Here is a 17,074-nt window from a genome sequence, read left to right on the forward strand (position 1 = left end):
TTCTTGATACTGATGGCTAATGAACCTTTAATATTAAGGAAGTTGATTTATGTTATAATGAATCAAGTAAATTTTTAAAGGTAGAAGGAGATGAAAAAGATGGAAAAAATAAAAGTTGCAGTGCTTGGCTGTGGCAACATTGCACCAGTTTACCTTAAAAATCTCAAAAGGTTTGGGATATTTGACATTGTTGCGTGCGCAGATATAGACTTGGATAGAGCAAAGAGCATAGCCTCAGAGTTTTCTGTGTCACAGGTGTTAGAACCTGATAAAGTCTATGACCTTGATGTGGATATAATTGTGAACCTCACCCCGCCTCAGCACCACTATGAAGTAAACAAAAGGGTTTTGGAAAGTGGAAAGCATCTTTACAGCGAAAAACCTCTTTGCTCAACGCTTAAAGAAGCAAAAGAAATTCTGGAGTTAGCAGAAAAGAAAAAACTTAAAGTTGGATGTGCACCTGATACATTTCTTAGTGCGAACATTCAGACGGCAAAAAAACTCATTGAAGATGGATGGATAGGGAGACCTTTTGCTGCAAACTGTTTTATACTCTACGGTGGACCAGAAAAGTGGCATCCAAATCCACATTTTATTTTCAAAAAATACTTAGGACCGCTTTTTGACATCGGGCCTTATTGTTTAACAGCTCTTGTGTTTTTACTTGGTTCTGTAAAAAAAGTATCTGGTATGGGCATGATAACGTACAAAGAAAGGCTTATAACTTCTGAGCCCCACAGGGGAGAAAAGATTGAGGTTGAAATGCCAACATATGTGACAGCAAACCTTCTTTTTGACAAAGGTATTATAGGAAATGTCACTGTGTCTTATGATGTGCCGGCAACAAACCTGCGCGGGATAGAAATTTATGGGACAGAAGGTACACTGGTTGTGCCAGACCCAAACTTTTTTGACTATGGCAGAGTACTATTAAAAAGACATGATGATAAGGAGTTTAGAGAAATGCCTGTTATAAACCCATTTAACTATGATAACTTAAGAGGTTTAGGAATCCTTGACATGGCGCTTGCAATCAAGTTGCAGACGCCGCTTAGGGCATCCGGAAGTTTAGCCTTTCATGTTTTAGAAACTCTTCATGCAGTATATACTTCTTTGCAGGAAGAAAGGTTTGTGGATGTAAAAAGCAAAGCACCTGATGTGCCTCTTTTGGATATGAAGCTTTTGAGAGAGGTTTTGTATATATAAAGGAATAATGATAGTAGATAATATTAATAAAAAAAAGCGCCTTGCATGTAGAAAAAACTCAAAACATTTTGAAACGGCAGGGTGCTTTTTTATTTTATAAAAATATAACTTGCGAATATACTTTATAATGAAGCTTTTTTAAAGAAAGAAGAGAAAGACTTTTGAATGCCTTTTGGCTTTTTCTGATTTTATTTTCAATCTTAGTTCAAGTAATTAACGGTGATATTAACAAAATAACCACCATCTTGTTTTCTGCGCCTAAAACTGCTTTGCAGATATTTGTAACAATAGCATGTTCTATAATCCTCTGGTCAGGATTTTTGAGACTTGCTCAAGACTCAGGCTTAATTAAAATATTAGAAAGATTTTTAAAGCCGATTTTGAGTCTTCTTTTTAAAACAAAAAATGAAGAGGCATTTAAGTGGATGTCAACAAATATTATTGCAAACCTTCTTGGGCTTGGAAATGCTGCAACACCAGCAGGAATTAAAGCAATGGAAGAGCTATCAAAAGAAAATAGCAAAGACTTTGCATCAAGTGACATGATTTTGTTTGTGATATTAAATACCTGTTCAATACAGCTAATTCCAACAACAATGATTATGCTAAGGCATGAGTATGGGTCTGAAAATCCAACAGTTGTACTTTTTCCAATACTGTTTGTGTCACTAGTTGGACTTTTCTTTGGCATAATTTTCTGCAAAGTAATCTCAAGGGTGCTGAGAAGATGACAAAAATAATTTCTGATATTATAATAACCTCATTTATTGTATTTGTACTAATTTTTTCTCTTTTTAGGTCCAATGACAGTTTTAGTAGCTTTGTTGAAGGCGTGAAAGATGGTATTAAAATTTCAATAAAAATATTTCCAAATGTCTTTGCACTAATTTTAGCTGTTGAACTTTTCATAAAGACAGGTGCTGTAGAAATGTTTGAAACTTTTTTAGGACCTATTTTTAACAAACTTGGGATATTTCAAGAATCGCTTGGGCTTATCATGATAAAGCCGTTTTCAGGAAGTGCATCTTATGTAGTTTTGAAAGACATCTTTGAAAAATTTGGACCAGATTCACAAATAGGAATATATTCTTCAATCATCTGTGCATCAACCGAAACCCTTTTTTATGTAATAACAACATACCTTGCATGTACTCGGGTAAAAAAAACAAGGTATTTAATTCCGGTGGCAATTGCTGTAGACTTTATAGTCTTACTTGTGGCAGCGTTTTTGGTTAAAAATGGCTTAAAATAAAAAGGCTGAAGTAAGAAAAACTTCAGCCTTTCATTTATTTTACGCAGCACCTTGGACAAACTTTTTTGCAAGCTCGGCAGCTGATGCCGCATCAGGTGCATACCCGTCAGCTCCGATGCTCTTTGCAAAGCTCTCTGTCACAGGCGCCCCACCAACAATCACCTTTACCTTATCGCGCAAACCTTGCTCTTGTAGCTTTTCAATGGTTGCTTTCATATTTGGCATGGTTGTTGTAAGCAAGGCTGACATTGCAACAATCTGTGGATTGTAGCTTTTTACAGCCTCACAGAACTTCTCAGGTGAAACATCTACTCCAAGGTCAATTACCTCAAGCCCTGCACCTGTCATCATCATAGCAACCAAGTTCTTGCCAATATCGTGCAAATCGCCTTTTACAGTGCCAATCACAACCTTGCCGATTGGTTTTACACCTGTCTCTGTCAGGATTGGTTTTAATACTTCCAGCGCAGCTTTCATTGCACGTGCTGCAATCAACACCTCAGGTACGTAAATTTCATTGTTTTTGAACTTCTCACCAACAACCGACATTGCCTGAATGAGTGCATCGTTTAAGATTGTCTCAGCAGAAATTCCGGAAGATAAAGCTTCTTTTACTTTTTCAGGTGCAAGTTTTGCGTTTCCTTTTTGAATAAGCTGTGATATCTCGTTTAGAATCTCCATTTTTAAGTCGGCCCCCTTTTCAAAACTCAGATGTTAATATACTATAACTTCCAAGGCCAAATGGCAAGATCATATATCGTGATGTGAAGTTTTCAAAGTCAATAAAGCTCTGGGGACGTCTGTACAGCTCCTCAAACACGTCTGCTTTGTGGTTTGCTTCTATGAGGTTAAAAAGTGTGTTTGTTAAAACTATCTCAAGATCATTTTTGCCGTCATTTACATGATCTGTTATGTCAGCCAAAAACGGTTGGGAAAAAAGAGTGCATGCTTTCTTGCCGTTTACATACACCTTGGCAACTGCTGCGCTGACGCTATTGAGCTTTATATAAACTCTTTTTGAACTTTCTTTTGTAATCTCAAAAGAGCTTTTCAGGCTTACCGACCCAACATAAAAAGGATACCCGTCTTTTGTTATATCAAAATGACATGGCTTTTTGGGCTCGGTTATAATAAACCTTGTCTCATCAACACAGATAAGAGAAAAGCTTCCTACAAGATAGATAGCTTCAACCTCAGTCGGTCTGTGGTTTTTGGGGTCTTTTATCCTCTCATGGCAGCCTGGAGCTGTGATGTTGTTTGACTTTCTGCCACTGAGTACTATTTCATTTTTGCCTTCTTTGACAAAAGAGGTGATATCAATCTTGCCAATGTTCACATCCAAAAAGTTCTGGTCGGGCGAAAAGCTTTCACTTTTTCTTTCAAATTTGACAGACTGACCGTTCACAAGGATTCTGTCAAGATTCTCTGCACACTCTATTGCCACAAAAAGTTTTGACGGCACTTTTTCAACCTCAAAATAGTATGTGGCTTTGAAAGGTGTTCCTTCTGGGAGATTATAAAAATGCTTGTGCCAAACCTGGGAAACATAACAATCTTCAAATACTACCTTTCGGTCAACCTCATATTTTATTCTGTCAAGTATTAGTACATTGTAGTTTTTAAGCTCTATGTCAAACTCACAGCTGCCTGTTTTGTATTCAAAACTATTGTCGAATACAACGCCTGAGATGACATTTTTTGTGTTTTGCGAAAGCTCCTTGTCAGACACTACAAGACACAGGCTTGATGCAGGATACATTGTTGCATCAATCACAGCAAAACCATTTTCCATTTTCAATGTAGGTATTTTCACCACACCAAAATCTACAAGGTCTATTGCAAAAACGTTGTTGTCTGCAGGGATTTTTATTGTGATTTCTGCTTCTCTTTGAATGTCTGTGTTTGCCAAAAAGATTATTCTGCTTCCATCATTTAGCTTTCTGCTCTGAAGTATAATTTTCTTAGCATTTTGACCTGTCTTTTTGTCAATCACTTCAATGTAGTTTGAAACCTCTTCTTTTAAGATGTTCACAAGTTCGTTTAAATCTGAAGCATTTTTGAATTTTTCTTTTAATGGAATGTCACACTTGCTGCCGTCTATCATGCAAAGTTCAAATCTCGAAAACAAAAAATCTTTCAACGCAACTACCTTGCCACCGGCATTTATAAAGTCTTGTAAAAGCTGTACTGTTGTCTTTCTTAAGTTTGTAAGAGGTAGCAGAACAACCACTTTGTAGCTATAATTGCCAACTCTAATTTTGCCATTATCAACCTGTGCATACTTTGATAGGATTATCTCATCGCCAAAGTGAAAGTCAATCTTGTTTGCTATGAGCTCTTTTACCATTTTGTCAAGCAGAATATCCAGCTTGTCCACACTGTCATCAAACTTAGAATACTCTGCCCAGGCAGATGAGATTGGATGGACTACGAGTACATCAACATCTCTTTTGCCGAGCCCTGCTATGTACGAAATCCTTGCAAGATAGTCTGCAAAGAATTTTTCATCTTTCCACCATGGTTGCTGGTAAAAAAGGTTTGGTGGATAGTCTCTTTTTCTCTCGCCTCTCATGGAATACAGGCTAAGATGTGGGTTTATGTATGTTACGCCAAGCACTGCTTGCCAGTCTGATATCCATTTTCTATGAAGAAAACTCACGTGCTGACCTGTTGTCCCAAAGGTTTCACACAGTACCCCTTTTTTGCCAAGCTGCTCACAGACCGATGATACCTGTTTCATTGTAACTACCTGCTCTAAATGTCTTGCAAGCTTATCAACTCCAGGAAGCTGCATATACTCATAGTGGGGCATTGCAGCGCCTATCCATTCAATCTGGCCGCGCATTGTATCTTCTGCCATGTAGTGTCCTGTCATCATAATACCATTTTCTTCACACCACTTTGCATAAGGAATGGTAAAGTTTTCTATGAACATCTCAAGTGCAACATCAAAAAAGTCAAACCTGACCTTGTGGTAATTGCCAACATTGAAGAAAAGCTCTTCAAAGTGCTCTTTTATGTCATACCCTTTTTTCTGCAAAAACCTTTCTGGAAGCTTTTCTGTCCATGGCAAAGTAGGGATATCTTTGTAGTGGACTCTTAAATATGTTGGCTCATCAGTGAATATTCCCGGCATTGCATCGCCAAAATACTCTTGGCAATATTTTTTGTATTTCTCGTGCGTAAGATTTATAAACTCCTGAGTTACTTCTTTTGAAAGAAGGTCGACATAGCAGCTTCCGTTGAACCACTTGTCACCAAGTTTCATTGTGCGCTTTGCAACAATGTACTTTACGCCACCATGGACAAAGCTTGACAGCACCTCATCGTCGTGTTCAACCTGGTCCTCTTTCAAAAGTACCAGAAACTTGTGCCTGTAAGAAGGGTTTTTAAAAGCCACAGCACCCCCTGCAAAACCAGACGGCCATTTGTCCTCATCATAAAGCCATGCAAGCATGTTTAACTTTTTTGCATGTTCTATACATTTTTTGACAAGACTTAGCCACTCTTCAGACAGATACTCTGTCACAAGCCCAACCCTTGAGTGCATGAAAAAACCGCCATAACCTTTTTGGTGCATCTCAGTTATCTGGCGCAAAAGCTCCTCCTCTTTTAAATTGTCATTCCAGCTCCAGAAAGGTGCGCACCTGTAAAAATTATCTGGGTTTTTGAGTTTTTCTAAATCAAGCATTTCTAATCTCCCTTTCTATTTGTTTTGTATTCACTTGCTCTTTCTCAAGCTCAAGACCTTTTGAATCTCCTCAGGGCTCAGAACCTGCGGTGTGCCTATCTGGCTTGACATGAACAAAATCTTTGCCCAGAACTCAACAATCTCAAGCTTGTAAAATGCCATCTCCAAGTCATTGTCGTATGTCAAAACACCATGGTTTGAAAGAAGCACAGCATCGTAGTCTTTTATAAAAGGTGCTATTGACTCTGGTACCTCAACTGTTGAAGGTGTTGCAAACGGCGCAACAGGAATATACCCTCCAAAGATGAAGACTGATTCTGCTAAAATTGGCTTGTCAAGAGGTTTTCTTAACACTGCAAATGTGGTGGCATAAGGTGAGTGTGCATGAACACAGGCGCCTATGTCCTCTCTTTCTTGATAAACTTTGAGGTGCATCTTTATCTCAGACGATGGCCTGTAATCCGTCTTTTCAAGAATTTTGCCTTCCATATCAATTAGAACAAGCATGTCTTCACTCAAAAAACCTTTTGATACCCCAGAGGGTGTTGTAATAATTTTATCCTTGTTGACTCTCACAGAGATGTTTCCATCAGGTCCGCTTATATAACCTCTTTCGTACATGATTCTTCCAATTCTGCATATCTGTGATTTGATGCTTCTTATATCCTGCATTTTTTTCCACCTTTCTTTAAAATGTATTGTCATGATATTGTGTTGTTTTGATTTTTTGTTCTATTTCATTTTACAATTATTTGATTGATTTGAAAATACCCAAATTTGACCTTTTGAAAAGCTTGAAAGTGTCCTTAAAAAAATCTTGTGCAAACATTTGCATTATAGATAGAAAAGTGATAAAATAAATTTCAATGTTGTATTTCAAAAAATATTTCAAAAGGAGAGTGTAAGAAGCTTGCAGGTTATTCACAATCAAGTTCATGACATTTTTGCTCTGAGTAAAGACAGGTTCTATGTAAGACTGTGGGTGCAAAAAGGTTTGGTAAGAAGCGTCACTTTGATATTCTCAGACAGGTATGATTTGGAAGCTCAGAAAGTGAAGATGGACTTTTACATGAACGTTGGAAGTTTTGAAGTGTATACAGCGCAGGTGCAAAACAAAACGCCGAGGTTTGCGTACAAGTTTTTGATCGAGCTTTTAGATGGAAGTTTTAAGATATTTAATCAGTTCGGACTTGCAGATACCGAAGAAAACCTGTATTTTGATGCTTTCCAGTTTCCATATGCAAATGAGGCAGATATATTTGAAAAACCTTCTTTTACAGAGGGTTTTGTTGTCTATGAGATATTTCCCGACAGGTTCAAAAGAGGCAAAAAAGAAGTACATGGCAGAAAGCTATTTGATTGGGATTACTGCAGCTGGGATGTACCAGGCTCTGAAGTTTTTCTTGGTGGTGATTTTGCAGGCATAAAAGAAAAAATAGAGTATTTTAAAGCTCTTGGAATAAATGCCATTTATCTTACACCAATTTTTAAATCACTTTCTAGCCACCGCTACAACGTGGATGACTATTTTGATGTTGACCCGCTTTTGGGTACAAAAGAGGAGTTCAAAGACTTAGTCAAAAGCCTTCACAAAAACGGTATCAGGATAATCCTTGACATGGTTTTCAACCACACAGGCGTTGAATTTTTTGCTTTTCAGGATGTCATAAAAAATGGAGAAAATTCAAAGTATTACAGCTGGTACAATATAAAGTCTTTGCCTGTTGATGTTCAAAAAGGAAACTATGAGACTTTTGCAACAAACGTGAGGAGTATGCCAAGGATAAATACTTCAAACAAAGAGGTTCAGGACTTCTTTTTAGAGGTTTTAAAGTACTGGCTTTTGGAGTTTGACGTTGACGGCTTTCGATTTGACGTTGCAAACGAGCTTGACAAAAACTTTATAAGAAGAATAAGAAGAGAGCTGAAATCTATAAAGAAAGACATTCTTTTAATTGGTGAAGTTATGCACAGAAGCGAAAATTTCCTTATGGGAGACATGTTTGACGGTGTGATGAACTACTTTTCGTGGGAGGTTTTTGCAAGGTATTTGGTGGGTAAATATAATGCAGAGGATGCATCAAGGATTTTGGCAGATTACAGGCTAAAATTTAATCCTGTCCTCTTTTCGTGCCAGCTAAACCTCATTGGCAGCCACGACACAGAAAGGGTTTTGACAAGGCTAAATAAAAATAAAAAACTTGCAATGCTTGCTGCAGTGTACAACCTCACCTATCAGGGAATTCCTATGATTTACTATGGTGATGAGATTGGAATGGAAGGCGGGCATGACCCTGACTGCAGAAGGGGGATGATATGGGAAGAAGAAAAGCAGGACAAGGAGATTTTTAAGCTTTACAGAAGATTGATAGATCTCAAAAAAACATCTTCGGCTCTAAATAGCGACAATGTTAAAGAGTTTTCGATTGTTGATGTGCTTTGCTTTGAAAGGAAAAGTGAAAGTGAAGTTGTGTACATTCTTTTTAATCCACGCAAAGCTTTGCAAAAAGTAAAGCTGTGGTCAGAGTTTATTGTTGACAAAGAGATTGAATTTTTCAGTACGCAGCAGAAAATTAAAAACCACTCGTGCTATATTGAACTTGAACTGAATCCCGAGAGCTTCGAAATTGTGATTGTTAGATAAATTCTTATAGAAAAGACTAAAAAATATTGACACGCAAGTAAGTCAATTGTATAATATTTTTAAGAGCAAACGATTGCACATTTTTATTTCAGAAGGAGGAAAAAGATTATGAAAAAGCGCGAGCCAATAGGGTATGCGTATCTTGCGCCGGCTTTGATTTCCATGGCAGTGCTATCTTTCTTCCCCATTGCCATGACGGTGTATTATGCATTTACAAATTTCAATCTCAATCACATGGAAGACTACAAGTTTGTAGGGTTTAAAAACTTTGTCGATATCATAACAGGACCTTTCAAAGAGGTGTTTGCGCCAACATTTGCATGGACATTTACATTTGCACTTGTTACAGTTCTTATCAATTTTGCAGTGGGGCTTTTGCTTGCTGTGCTTCTTAACAACAAATTTATGAAAGAGACAAATATTTACAGGTCAATATTAATAATCCCATGGGCCATCCCAGGAACAATTGCTTCTTTGGCATGGCAGGGACTTTTGAATGAAGAGTATGGGGCTATAAATATGCTTTTAAAAACTTTTCGCCTTGATCCAATACCTTGGATGACAGACCCGTTTTGGGCAAAGATAAGCATATTTATTGTTAATCTGTGGCTTTCATACCCGTTTATGATGAATGCGTCACTTGGTGCTCTTCAGTCAATTCCACCAGAGCTTTACGAGGTTGCTGAGATAGACGGAGCTGGCTGGTTTACAAAGCTATTTAAAATTACAATACCTATGATTGTTCCAACAGCGCTTCCAATTTTGATTTCATCGTTTGCATATGCTTTCAACAACTTCAACGTTGTATACCTTGTGACAGGCGGCGGACCTGCAAGGCTTGACACTCAGTTTGCAGGGCACACAGACCTTCTTGTCTCAACAACATACAAGCTTACAATGCAGTTTTACAGGTACGACCTTGCCTCTGCGATGTCAATCATAATCTTCTTCATTGTGGGAACAATTTCGCTTATCAACATGAAGCTGACAAGAGCATTTGAGGGTGGTGAAAGATAATGGTTGGAAGAGAGTATATGACAAAGCAGGATGCTATTGTTCTGTGGATATCAAGAGTGATTATTTGGATTGCGATAATACTGTCGCTGCTTCCTACATGGTTTATCATAGTTGCGTCGCTATCAAAAGGTGGGGCGTTCTTCCAGTCGTCGTTTTTCCCAAAAGAGATTACGTTTGAGAACTATATAGAACTTTTTAGGAAAAAGAGCAGTCCTTCTCAGACACTGCCTGACTTTGTGATGTGGGTCAAAAATAGCTTGATTGTGTGTTTTGGAGTTGCATTCTTACAGATTTTCATGACAGCCCCTGCAGCATATGCATTTTCAAGGATAAACTTTGTTGGAAGAAAAAACGGGCTTAAAGCACTTTTGATTTTGCAGATGTTCCCAACTTTCATGGCAATGCCTGCAATCTACGGTCTTTTGGCAAAACTCAATCTTCTTGACAATCTGTTTGCACTAATTCTGGTGCTTGCAGGCGGTTCTGCTTTTAACATCTGGCTTTTGAAAGGCAACATGGACCAGATACCATACGAGATTGATGAGGCGGCAATAATTGATGGCGCTGGGCATTTTCTGATTTTCACAAAGATTATCCTGCCTCTTACCGCTCCAATGCTTGCTGTGATGTTCATCTGGAGCTTTAACGGTGTGTTCAATGAGTTTTTGCTCTCAAGCTTAGTTTTGCAGTCGCCTGAAAATGCAACTGTGCCAATTGGACTTAGAAACTTTATAAACAACCAGTTTTCAGCTAACTGGCCTATGTTCTCAGCAGCATCAATATTGGCGTCACTGCCAATTGTGATTATATACATGGCGCTTCAAAAACAGATTCAGAGCGGTCTTGCAGCAGGTGCTGTCAAGGGTTAATTTGGAATTTGATCTGACAACAAAAATTCTTTTACAAAGGAGGATTAGATAGAATGAAGAAACTTCCTACAGTTGCGTATTTTAGCATGGAGTTCGGTCTTGATTCTAACTTCAAAATCTATGCAGGTGGGCTTGGTATTCTGGCAGGTGACTATTTAAAAGCTGCAAAGGATTTAGGATATCCTGTTGTAGGTGTTGGGATACTGTGGAAGCAAGGGTACAACAAGCAGATTGTTACAGAGGAATATGGTGTGATTGACGCTTTTCCTATCTACAGGTACAACTTTTTAAAGGACACAGGCGTGAAGGTCAAGGTAAGAATAAGAAACAGAGATGTGTACTGCAAGGTGTGGAAGGTTGATAATTTCGAAAACGCAGACCTTTACCTTCTTGACACTGACCTTCCTGAAAATGCAGACAGGTGGATTACAGGACAGCTGTATGGCTGGTTTGGTGAAGAGAGAGTTGCTCAAGAGATGGTTTTAGGAATAGGCGGTGTGAGGGCTTTAAAAGAGCTTGGTATCAAGGTTGATGTTTATCATTTCAACGAAGGGCATGCTGTATTTGCTGGACTTGAGCTTGTGAGATATTACATGGAGGAAAAAGGTCTTTCGTTTGAACAGGCACTATCTAAAGCAAGAGAAAAGATTGTGTTTACAACACACACACCTGTTGAAGCAGGAAATGAAACACATCCTTTAAGACTTCTTATGTACATGGGAGCAAACTTGAATCTTACAGAAGAGCAGCTTGTTCATATTGGCGGTGCTCCTTTTAATATGACAGTTGCAGCGCTAAGACTTGCTCGCATTTCAAATGCTGTGTCTGACCTGCACAGAATCACAGCAAATGCTATGTGGGCTCAAGTTGATAGAAGAAGCAGAATAATTGGTATCACAAACGGTGTTCATGTTGGAACATGGGCAGACAGAAGAATATTAGAATCAAGACACAATCCTGAAAAGCTTTGGCAGACACATACTCAAATAAAACGTGAGCTTTTGGATTTTGTTGAAAAAAGGACGGGTATTAAATTAAGAGAGGATGTTTTAACAATAGGGTTTGCAAGAAGGGCAGCTCCATATAAGCGAAGCGACCTTATTTTCAGAGACAAAGAAGCGGCTGACAAGATGTTCAAAAACGATCTTCAAATAATCTTTGCAGGCAAAAGCCACCCACTTGATGATACCGGCAAAGAGATTGTCAACAACATCATTGCAATGTCCAAAAAGTATCCCGGCAAGGTTGTGTTCTTGGAAGACTATGACATGGAAATTGGCAAGATGCTAACCCGCGGATGCGATATTTGGCTGAACAACCCACGAAGACCTTTAGAAGCGTGCGGAACCTCGGGAATGAAAGCTGCAATGAACGGTGTTTTGAACGTCTCAACCTTAGATGGATGGTGGCCTGAGGCGTGCCAGCATGGAATTAATGGGTGGCAGATTGGCGATGGGTTTGAGTCAAAAGACGAAAAAGAGCAAGATAGTCACGACCTTAAGAGTTTAGTTAATGTCATGCAAAACGAGGTAATACCAACGTACTACAAAAACAGGGATAAATGGGTAAAGATGATGCAAAATAGCATTGAATCTACACTTGAAAAGTTCTCGGCAGAGAGGATGGTAAAGGAGTACTACGAGAAGATGTACATTCAAAAATCCCACGAGGATTGATAGGTGATGGCAACAATAAAAGAGATAGCAAAAGAAGCCAATGTTTCACCATCAACTGTTTCACGGGTTCTTGCTGGCAGCAGCAAAATCAGCCCTGAGACAACCAAGCGGGTTCTTGAGGCAATAAAAAAGCTTGGTTATGTTCCAAACGCAAATGCAAAGGGGCTGGTTGTAAAAAAGTCTTTCACGGTTGGTGTATTTGTGCCGCGAGAACCCGAGAATGCCTTTTTAAATTCTTTTTTTGACCAGGTGATAACAAGCATATGTGCAGTTGTTAACAACTTTGAGTATGATATTCTGCTTGCAATCTCAAACCCTGAAAAGGAAAGAGAACTTTTGAAAAGACTTGTTGAGAGCAAAAAGGTTGACGGGTTTGTGCTCCTTTCATCGAGGGAAAAGGACCCTGCTATTGAGTATTTAAAAAGCATTGACTTTAAGTTTGTTGTGATTGGAAGACCAAGTGGCTTTGAAAACAGTGTAAACTGGGTAGACAATGACAATCAAAAAGCAGGGTTTGATGCCACCGAGTACCTCATAAGGCTGGGACACAAGAAAATTGCGTTCATGGGTGGACCCAGTGATTTGGTGGTCACAGTCGACAGGTTTTCAGGCTATAAGAAAGCTCTTGAAAAATATGGTATACAACCAAGAAGTTCCTATATAAAATTTGCAAACTATTACAAGAAAAGCTACAGAGAAAAGGCGTATGAGATTTTAAATCAAGAGGACAGGCCCACCGCTATCGTGTGCATGGACGATCTGATTGCCATTGAGGTTTTCAAAGTTGCTGAAAGTCTCAATCTTAAGGTGGGAAAAGACCTTTCAGTGATTTCTTTCAACAACTCAAATGTAAGTGAAATATGTCAGCCGCCTCTTACAACTGTTGACATCAACATTCTTCACCTTGGTAGACTTGCTGCCGAAGTGCTGATGATGGATCTTAGCGAGTCAACCAAGACGTACAGAAGAATAATAGTTCCACATCAGATTGTTGAAAGAGACTCGTGCAGCAAACTTCAAATGTTATAATGATTGCATTAAAAAGAGGCTATATTTATTGAGAAAGTCGAAAATTTTTTCTTTCTCTTGACTTTTTTTAGAGAGAAATGTATAATGTTATTATCAAACGTTTGCACTCTAAATAAGCTTAAGGGAGGTTGTTTTGATTATGAAAAATCTAAAAAGAATTTTAACCGTAGCGCTTATAATTGTTTTTGCGGTTGTGGCGCTGATACCACTGAGCGGAGTATTTGCGACATCCAAAAAACAGCTTGTTGTCTGGTCACATCTTACTCAGGATGAGGTAAAAGCTTTGCAACCAATTGCAGATAAGTGGGGAAAAGCAAATGGATACACTGTAAAAGTCATCACTGACCAAGGTTCATTCCAGAGCTTCCAGACAGCTGCAATGAGCGGAAAAGGCCCAGACATCATGTTTGGTATTCCACATGACAATCTCGGTGCTTTCTGGAAAGCAAAGCTTTTAGAAGCAGTCCCAGCAAATCTCATTGACAAGAAAAACTTTGTATCAACTGCGCTTGATGCATGTTCGTTTGATGGCAAGCTCTATGCTCTTCCAATTGCTATGGAGACATATGCGCTTTTCTACAACACATCAAAGGTAAAAGAGGCTCCAAAGACAATGAGCCAACTCATCACATTGGCTAAGAAATATGGGTTTATGTACGATGTTAACAACTTCTATTTCAGCTTTGCGTTCATCGCTCAAAACGGTGGATATGTGTTCAAGAACAAGGGTGGTTCCCTTGATCCAAACGATATCGGACTTGCAACAAATGGTGCAATAAAAGGACTTTCATTGATAAGAGATTTTGTTTTGACATACAAGTTCATGCCAAAGGACATCAGGGGTGATATTGCAAAGGGTAACTTCCAGAATGGAAAGATTGCATTTTACATCAGCGGTCCATGGGATGTTCAAGACTTTATAAAAGCAAAAGTGCCATTTGCAGTAGCACCACTACCAAAGACAGATGATGGAAAACCAACACCATCGTTTGTTGGTGTTCAGGCAGCATTCGTTTCAGCAAAGTCCAAAAACAAAGATGCAGCTTTCAAGCTTATGAAATATCTTGTTGAAAACTCTGCTCTAACACTGTTCAAAGTTGGTCACAGAATACCTGTTTTGAACAAGGTGCTTGCAAGTAGCGAGGTCAAGGCAGACAAAATCATGAGCGCATTTGCAGAACAGGCAAAAGTGGGAATACCTATGCCAAATATCCCAGAGATGTCTGCTGTTTGGACGCCAGCCGGCAATGCACTCTCACTTATCACAACAGGCAAGGCAACACCAAAGCAGGCAGCAGATGCTATGGTAAAACAGATCAAGCAGGGTATTGCTCAGATGCAATAAAATGTGTGCAGGGCGTTGAAAATTAAATAACTTATAAAGTTGAGAAAGGGCAGCAGAATTTTCCTGCTGCCCTTTTTGTTTATCGTAAAAAAGTTCATCTTTACAAAATAAAATTCTATCAAATCCAAATATGATGTGTGATATAATAAAAGCAAAATAAAAACAACATTAACAAACAGAATAAATATAAAGGACTTGCTTGAAAAAGGGGGAAAAACTAATGGAGGGTTTAATTAAAAATAAATTCCCATCAGGCAAATTGACAAACAGAGAAAGGTTCAGAAGAGTTATGCACTATCAAAACGTAGATAGAATACCAAATTTTGAGTTTGGCTATTGGAACGAAACACTTCCAACCTGGCATTCTCAAGGTCTTCCAAAGGATATAGACAATGAAGAGTAAGCGTATAGTAACAAAAAATAATAAAAAATTATAAATGTATTAAGGTTTTTAATAAAGAGTTGTTATAGCCTATAAAGACAGGTTAAGCAGAGTAGGATTTGAGATATTTGAGCATTTATTTAGAAAATTTAACACTGAAATAGTTGTTGTATCTGAAGTTGGGGACGAAAAGCTTGATTCTCAAGAAATAATTGAAGAAATCATAAATTTGCTACACTGTTACAGTATGAAATTTTACAACAAAAGAAAGATTCAAAGGATAAAAAAACTTTTAGAAAGAGAGATGTTTGAAGATAATAGTCAAGAGAGTGGAGAGAATACAAATAAAAAGAAATCATGAATTGTGGAGGTATTGTGATGAAATATGCTTTGCAGCGAAAAACTTATACAATTATGCCAACTACATCACAAGACAGGAGTTTATAAAAAACAACAAATGGGTAAGATACAAAGAGCTCAATAGAATATTAAAAGAACATGAGACTTATAAAAACCTGCCTGCCCAGACAGCCCAGCAGACTCTAAGACTTTTAGATAGGAATTGGAAGTCATTTTTTAGAGCAATGGAAGAGTGGAGAAGAGATAGTAGTAAATTTAATGGCAGACCCAAGTTACCAAAATATAAGAAGAAAGATGGAAAAGCTATTTCTGTATTTACAAATCAACAGTGCAAAATTAAAGATGGATATTTAACTTTTCCCAAAACAGATTTGAGGCTTAAGACAAGGGTAGCAGGAAACTTAAGAGAAGTCAGGATAATTCCAAAAGGATGTGTATATGTTGTTGAGATAGTCTATGAAAAGGAGATAGCAGAGATAAAAAGGCTGCCAAAAAGAATAGCAGGAATAGATTTAGGACTTAATAACTTTGTAACTTTGGTAAATAACATAGGCATAAAGCCTATTGTTATTAATGGCAGAGTTATTAAGTCTATAAATCAATACTTCAACAAGAAAAGAGCAGAGTTTATGAGCTATGTAGGAAATAGAGGCATCAGTAGAAGGATTGAAAAGCTAACTTTAAAGAGGAATAACAAGATAAAAGATTTTATGCACAAGACAAGTAGATTCATAGTTAATTGGTGCAATGAAAACAACATAGACACATTAGTAATTGGATACAATAGCGGATGGAAGCAGGAGATAGAGTTAGGGAAAGTAAACAATCAAAACTTTGTAAGTATTCCTTTTTATGATTTTGTAAACATGCTCAAGTACAAATGTGAAGAAGAAGAAGGGATAAATTTCATAGTTGTAGAAGAGAGCTACACCAGTGGTTGTAGTTTTTTAGACCGAGAAGAAATTAATAAAACAAGCTACAATCCACAAAGAAGGATAAAAAGGGGTTTATTTAAGAGCAACAAAGGTATTTTGATAAATGCCGATGTTAATAGTGCGTATAATATCATAAGGAAAGTATTCCCCGAAGCGTTTGCAGAGGGGATAGAGGGTGTGGGGTTACACCCAGTTAGGCTGAATATAGCCTAACAAAGAATAGTGTTTAATAAAGTTTTAAATAATTTTTAATACTTTAAACACTATTCATAACCTAAGACTTATGGGTGGCGTTGACAAGACAAAACTTCAAGGTTCAAAAGAGGATATACTAAAAGAGCTAAAAAGGCTTGAAAAGCTGGTGGAACAAGGCGGTTTTATACCCCACATTGACCACCGATGTCCCCCCAGATGTGCCGTACGAGAATTATCTTTATTATTTAGAAAATAAAAAGGCTATGCTGGGATATTGAAAACAGCTCTCTTGCTATCTCAAAGTTTCATGACATATATCTTCAAAAAGCACCTGATTACAAGGATAATGACAGGGTTGCTATAATTAAATCCGCCAAGCTAATTCCAGTGTACAAAAGGGGAGTAAAATTTATTAAAAGGAGATGATAAATGTGCCAAAGCCACCAGCACCCCTTTTTAGAGACCCAATCTAT

Annotated in this window: 16 protein-coding genes and 1 pseudogene (1 of these 17 running past the window's edge); 14 read left to right on the plus strand and 3 right to left on the minus strand. The window is 38.0% G+C overall.

Annotation, left to right across the window (positions count from 1 at the left end; translation table 11 throughout):
* Nucleotides 1–99: 99 nt before the first annotated feature.
* From ELD05_RS01945 to ELD05_RS01955, 3 genes are all read left to right on the plus strand, one after another.
* Nucleotides 100–1,206 (plus strand): Gfo/Idh/MocA family protein, encoded by a 1,107-nt coding sequence (locus ELD05_RS01945; RefSeq protein ID WP_127351156.1) that lies wholly within the window; start codon nt 100–102, stop codon nt 1,204–1,206.
* 161 nt (nt 1,207–1,367) lie between these two features.
* Nucleotides 1,368–1,937 (plus strand): nucleoside recognition domain-containing protein, encoded by a 570-nt coding sequence (locus tag ELD05_RS01950; RefSeq protein WP_127351157.1) that lies wholly within the window; start codon nt 1,368–1,370, stop codon nt 1,935–1,937.
* Nucleotides 1,934–2,458, plus strand: coding sequence for a nucleoside recognition domain-containing protein (locus tag ELD05_RS01955; RefSeq protein WP_127351158.1), 525 nt, complete (start codon nt 1,934–1,936; stop codon nt 2,456–2,458). The genes ELD05_RS01950 and ELD05_RS01955 overlap by 4 nt, the downstream gene beginning before the upstream one ends.
* Nucleotides 2,459–2,497: 39 nt before the next feature.
* On the opposite strand, the gene ELD05_RS01960 is transcribed toward ELD05_RS01955, so the two are convergent.
* Genes ELD05_RS01960 through ELD05_RS01970 form a run of 3 tightly spaced genes read right to left on the minus strand, consistent with a single transcriptional unit; the run spans nt 2,498 to nt 6,821 of the window.
* The gene (locus ELD05_RS01960; RefSeq protein WP_127351159.1) at nt 2,498–3,139 is read right to left on the minus strand and encodes a cobalamin B12-binding domain-containing protein; all 642 of its coding nucleotides are present in this window, start codon (nt 3,137–3,139) and stop codon (nt 2,498–2,500) included.
* 19 nt (nt 3,140–3,158) lie between these two features.
* Nucleotides 3,159–6,149: an alpha-L-rhamnosidase gene (locus ELD05_RS01965; RefSeq protein WP_127351160.1), complete on the minus strand. Its 2,991-nt coding sequence runs from the start codon at nt 6,147–6,149 to the stop codon at nt 3,159–3,161.
* A 30-nt stretch (nt 6,150–6,179) separates the two neighbouring features.
* Entirely contained in the window at nt 6,180–6,821 is a 642-nt protein-coding gene (locus ELD05_RS01970; protein ID WP_127351161.1) for a class II aldolase/adducin family protein, read from the minus strand.
* A gap of 238 nt (nt 6,822–7,059) precedes the next feature.
* Here ELD05_RS01970 and ELD05_RS01975 point away from each other — a divergent pair, with 238 nt between their 5' ends.
* From ELD05_RS01975 to ELD05_RS02025, 11 genes and pseudogenes are all read left to right on the plus strand, one after another.
* Nucleotides 7,060–8,793 carry a glycoside hydrolase family 13 protein gene (locus tag ELD05_RS01975; protein WP_127351162.1) on the plus strand — a complete coding sequence of 578 codons (1,734 nt, stop codon included), beginning with the start codon at nt 7,060–7,062 and terminating at the stop codon, nt 8,791–8,793.
* A gap of 108 nt (nt 8,794–8,901) precedes the next feature.
* Nucleotides 8,902–9,810, plus strand: coding sequence for a carbohydrate ABC transporter permease (locus tag ELD05_RS01980; protein ID WP_127351163.1), 909 nt, complete (start codon nt 8,902–8,904; stop codon nt 9,808–9,810).
* Nucleotides 9,810–10,679: a sugar ABC transporter permease gene (locus ELD05_RS01985; RefSeq protein ID WP_127351164.1), complete on the plus strand. Its 870-nt coding sequence runs from the start codon at nt 9,810–9,812 to the stop codon at nt 10,677–10,679. Before ELD05_RS01980 ends, ELD05_RS01985 begins: the two co-directional genes overlap by 1 nt.
* Before the next feature lie 53 nt (nt 10,680–10,732).
* Nucleotides 10,733–12,355, plus strand: a complete 1,623-nt coding sequence (glgP, locus tag ELD05_RS01990; protein WP_127351165.1) for an alpha-glucan family phosphorylase — start codon at nt 10,733–10,735, stop codon at nt 12,353–12,355.
* 6 nt (nt 12,356–12,361) lie between these two features.
* Nucleotides 12,362–13,384 carry a LacI family DNA-binding transcriptional regulator gene (locus ELD05_RS01995; protein WP_127351166.1) on the plus strand — a complete coding sequence of 341 codons (1,023 nt, stop codon included), beginning with the start codon at nt 12,362–12,364 and terminating at the stop codon, nt 13,382–13,384.
* Between the two features lie 139 nt (nt 13,385–13,523).
* Complete coding sequence (locus ELD05_RS02000; RefSeq protein ID WP_127351167.1) at nt 13,524–14,729, plus strand: sugar ABC transporter substrate-binding protein; 1,206 nt, start codon at nt 13,524–13,526, stop codon at nt 14,727–14,729.
* Nucleotides 14,730–14,949: 220 nt separating this feature from the next.
* Entirely contained in the window at nt 14,950–15,132 is a 183-nt protein-coding gene (locus tag ELD05_RS02005) for a hypothetical protein (RefSeq protein WP_241243567.1), read from the plus strand.
* A gap of 55 nt (nt 15,133–15,187) precedes the next feature.
* Nucleotides 15,188–15,472 (plus strand): annotated as a pseudogene (locus ELD05_RS14255) (IS607 family transposase); the annotation flags it as partial.
* Nucleotides 15,420–16,619 (plus strand): RNA-guided endonuclease InsQ/TnpB family protein, encoded by a 1,200-nt coding sequence (locus tag ELD05_RS02015; RefSeq protein ID WP_127351168.1) that lies wholly within the window; start codon nt 15,420–15,422, stop codon nt 16,617–16,619. The pseudogene ELD05_RS14255 and the gene ELD05_RS02015, both read left to right, overlap by 53 nt.
* 137 nt (nt 16,620–16,756) lie before the next feature.
* The gene (locus ELD05_RS14715; RefSeq protein WP_277601426.1) at nt 16,757–16,879 is read left to right on the plus strand and encodes a hypothetical protein; all 123 of its coding nucleotides are present in this window, start codon (nt 16,757–16,759) and stop codon (nt 16,877–16,879) included.
* A 153-nt stretch (nt 16,880–17,032) separates the two neighbouring features.
* A protein-coding gene (locus ELD05_RS02025; protein ID WP_127352908.1) for a glycoside hydrolase family protein crosses the window boundary here: on the plus strand, nt 17,033–17,074 show its beginning. The gene runs 894 nt beyond the window's last position; 42 of the gene's 936 nt are visible here — the first part of the coding sequence; its start codon is at nt 17,033–17,035; its stop codon lies off the right edge, out of view.

This window comes from Caldicellulosiruptor changbaiensis (assembly GCF_003999255.1).
Lineage (GTDB): Bacteria > Bacillota > Thermoanaerobacteria > Caldicellulosiruptorales > Caldicellulosiruptoraceae > Caldicellulosiruptor > Caldicellulosiruptor changbaiensis.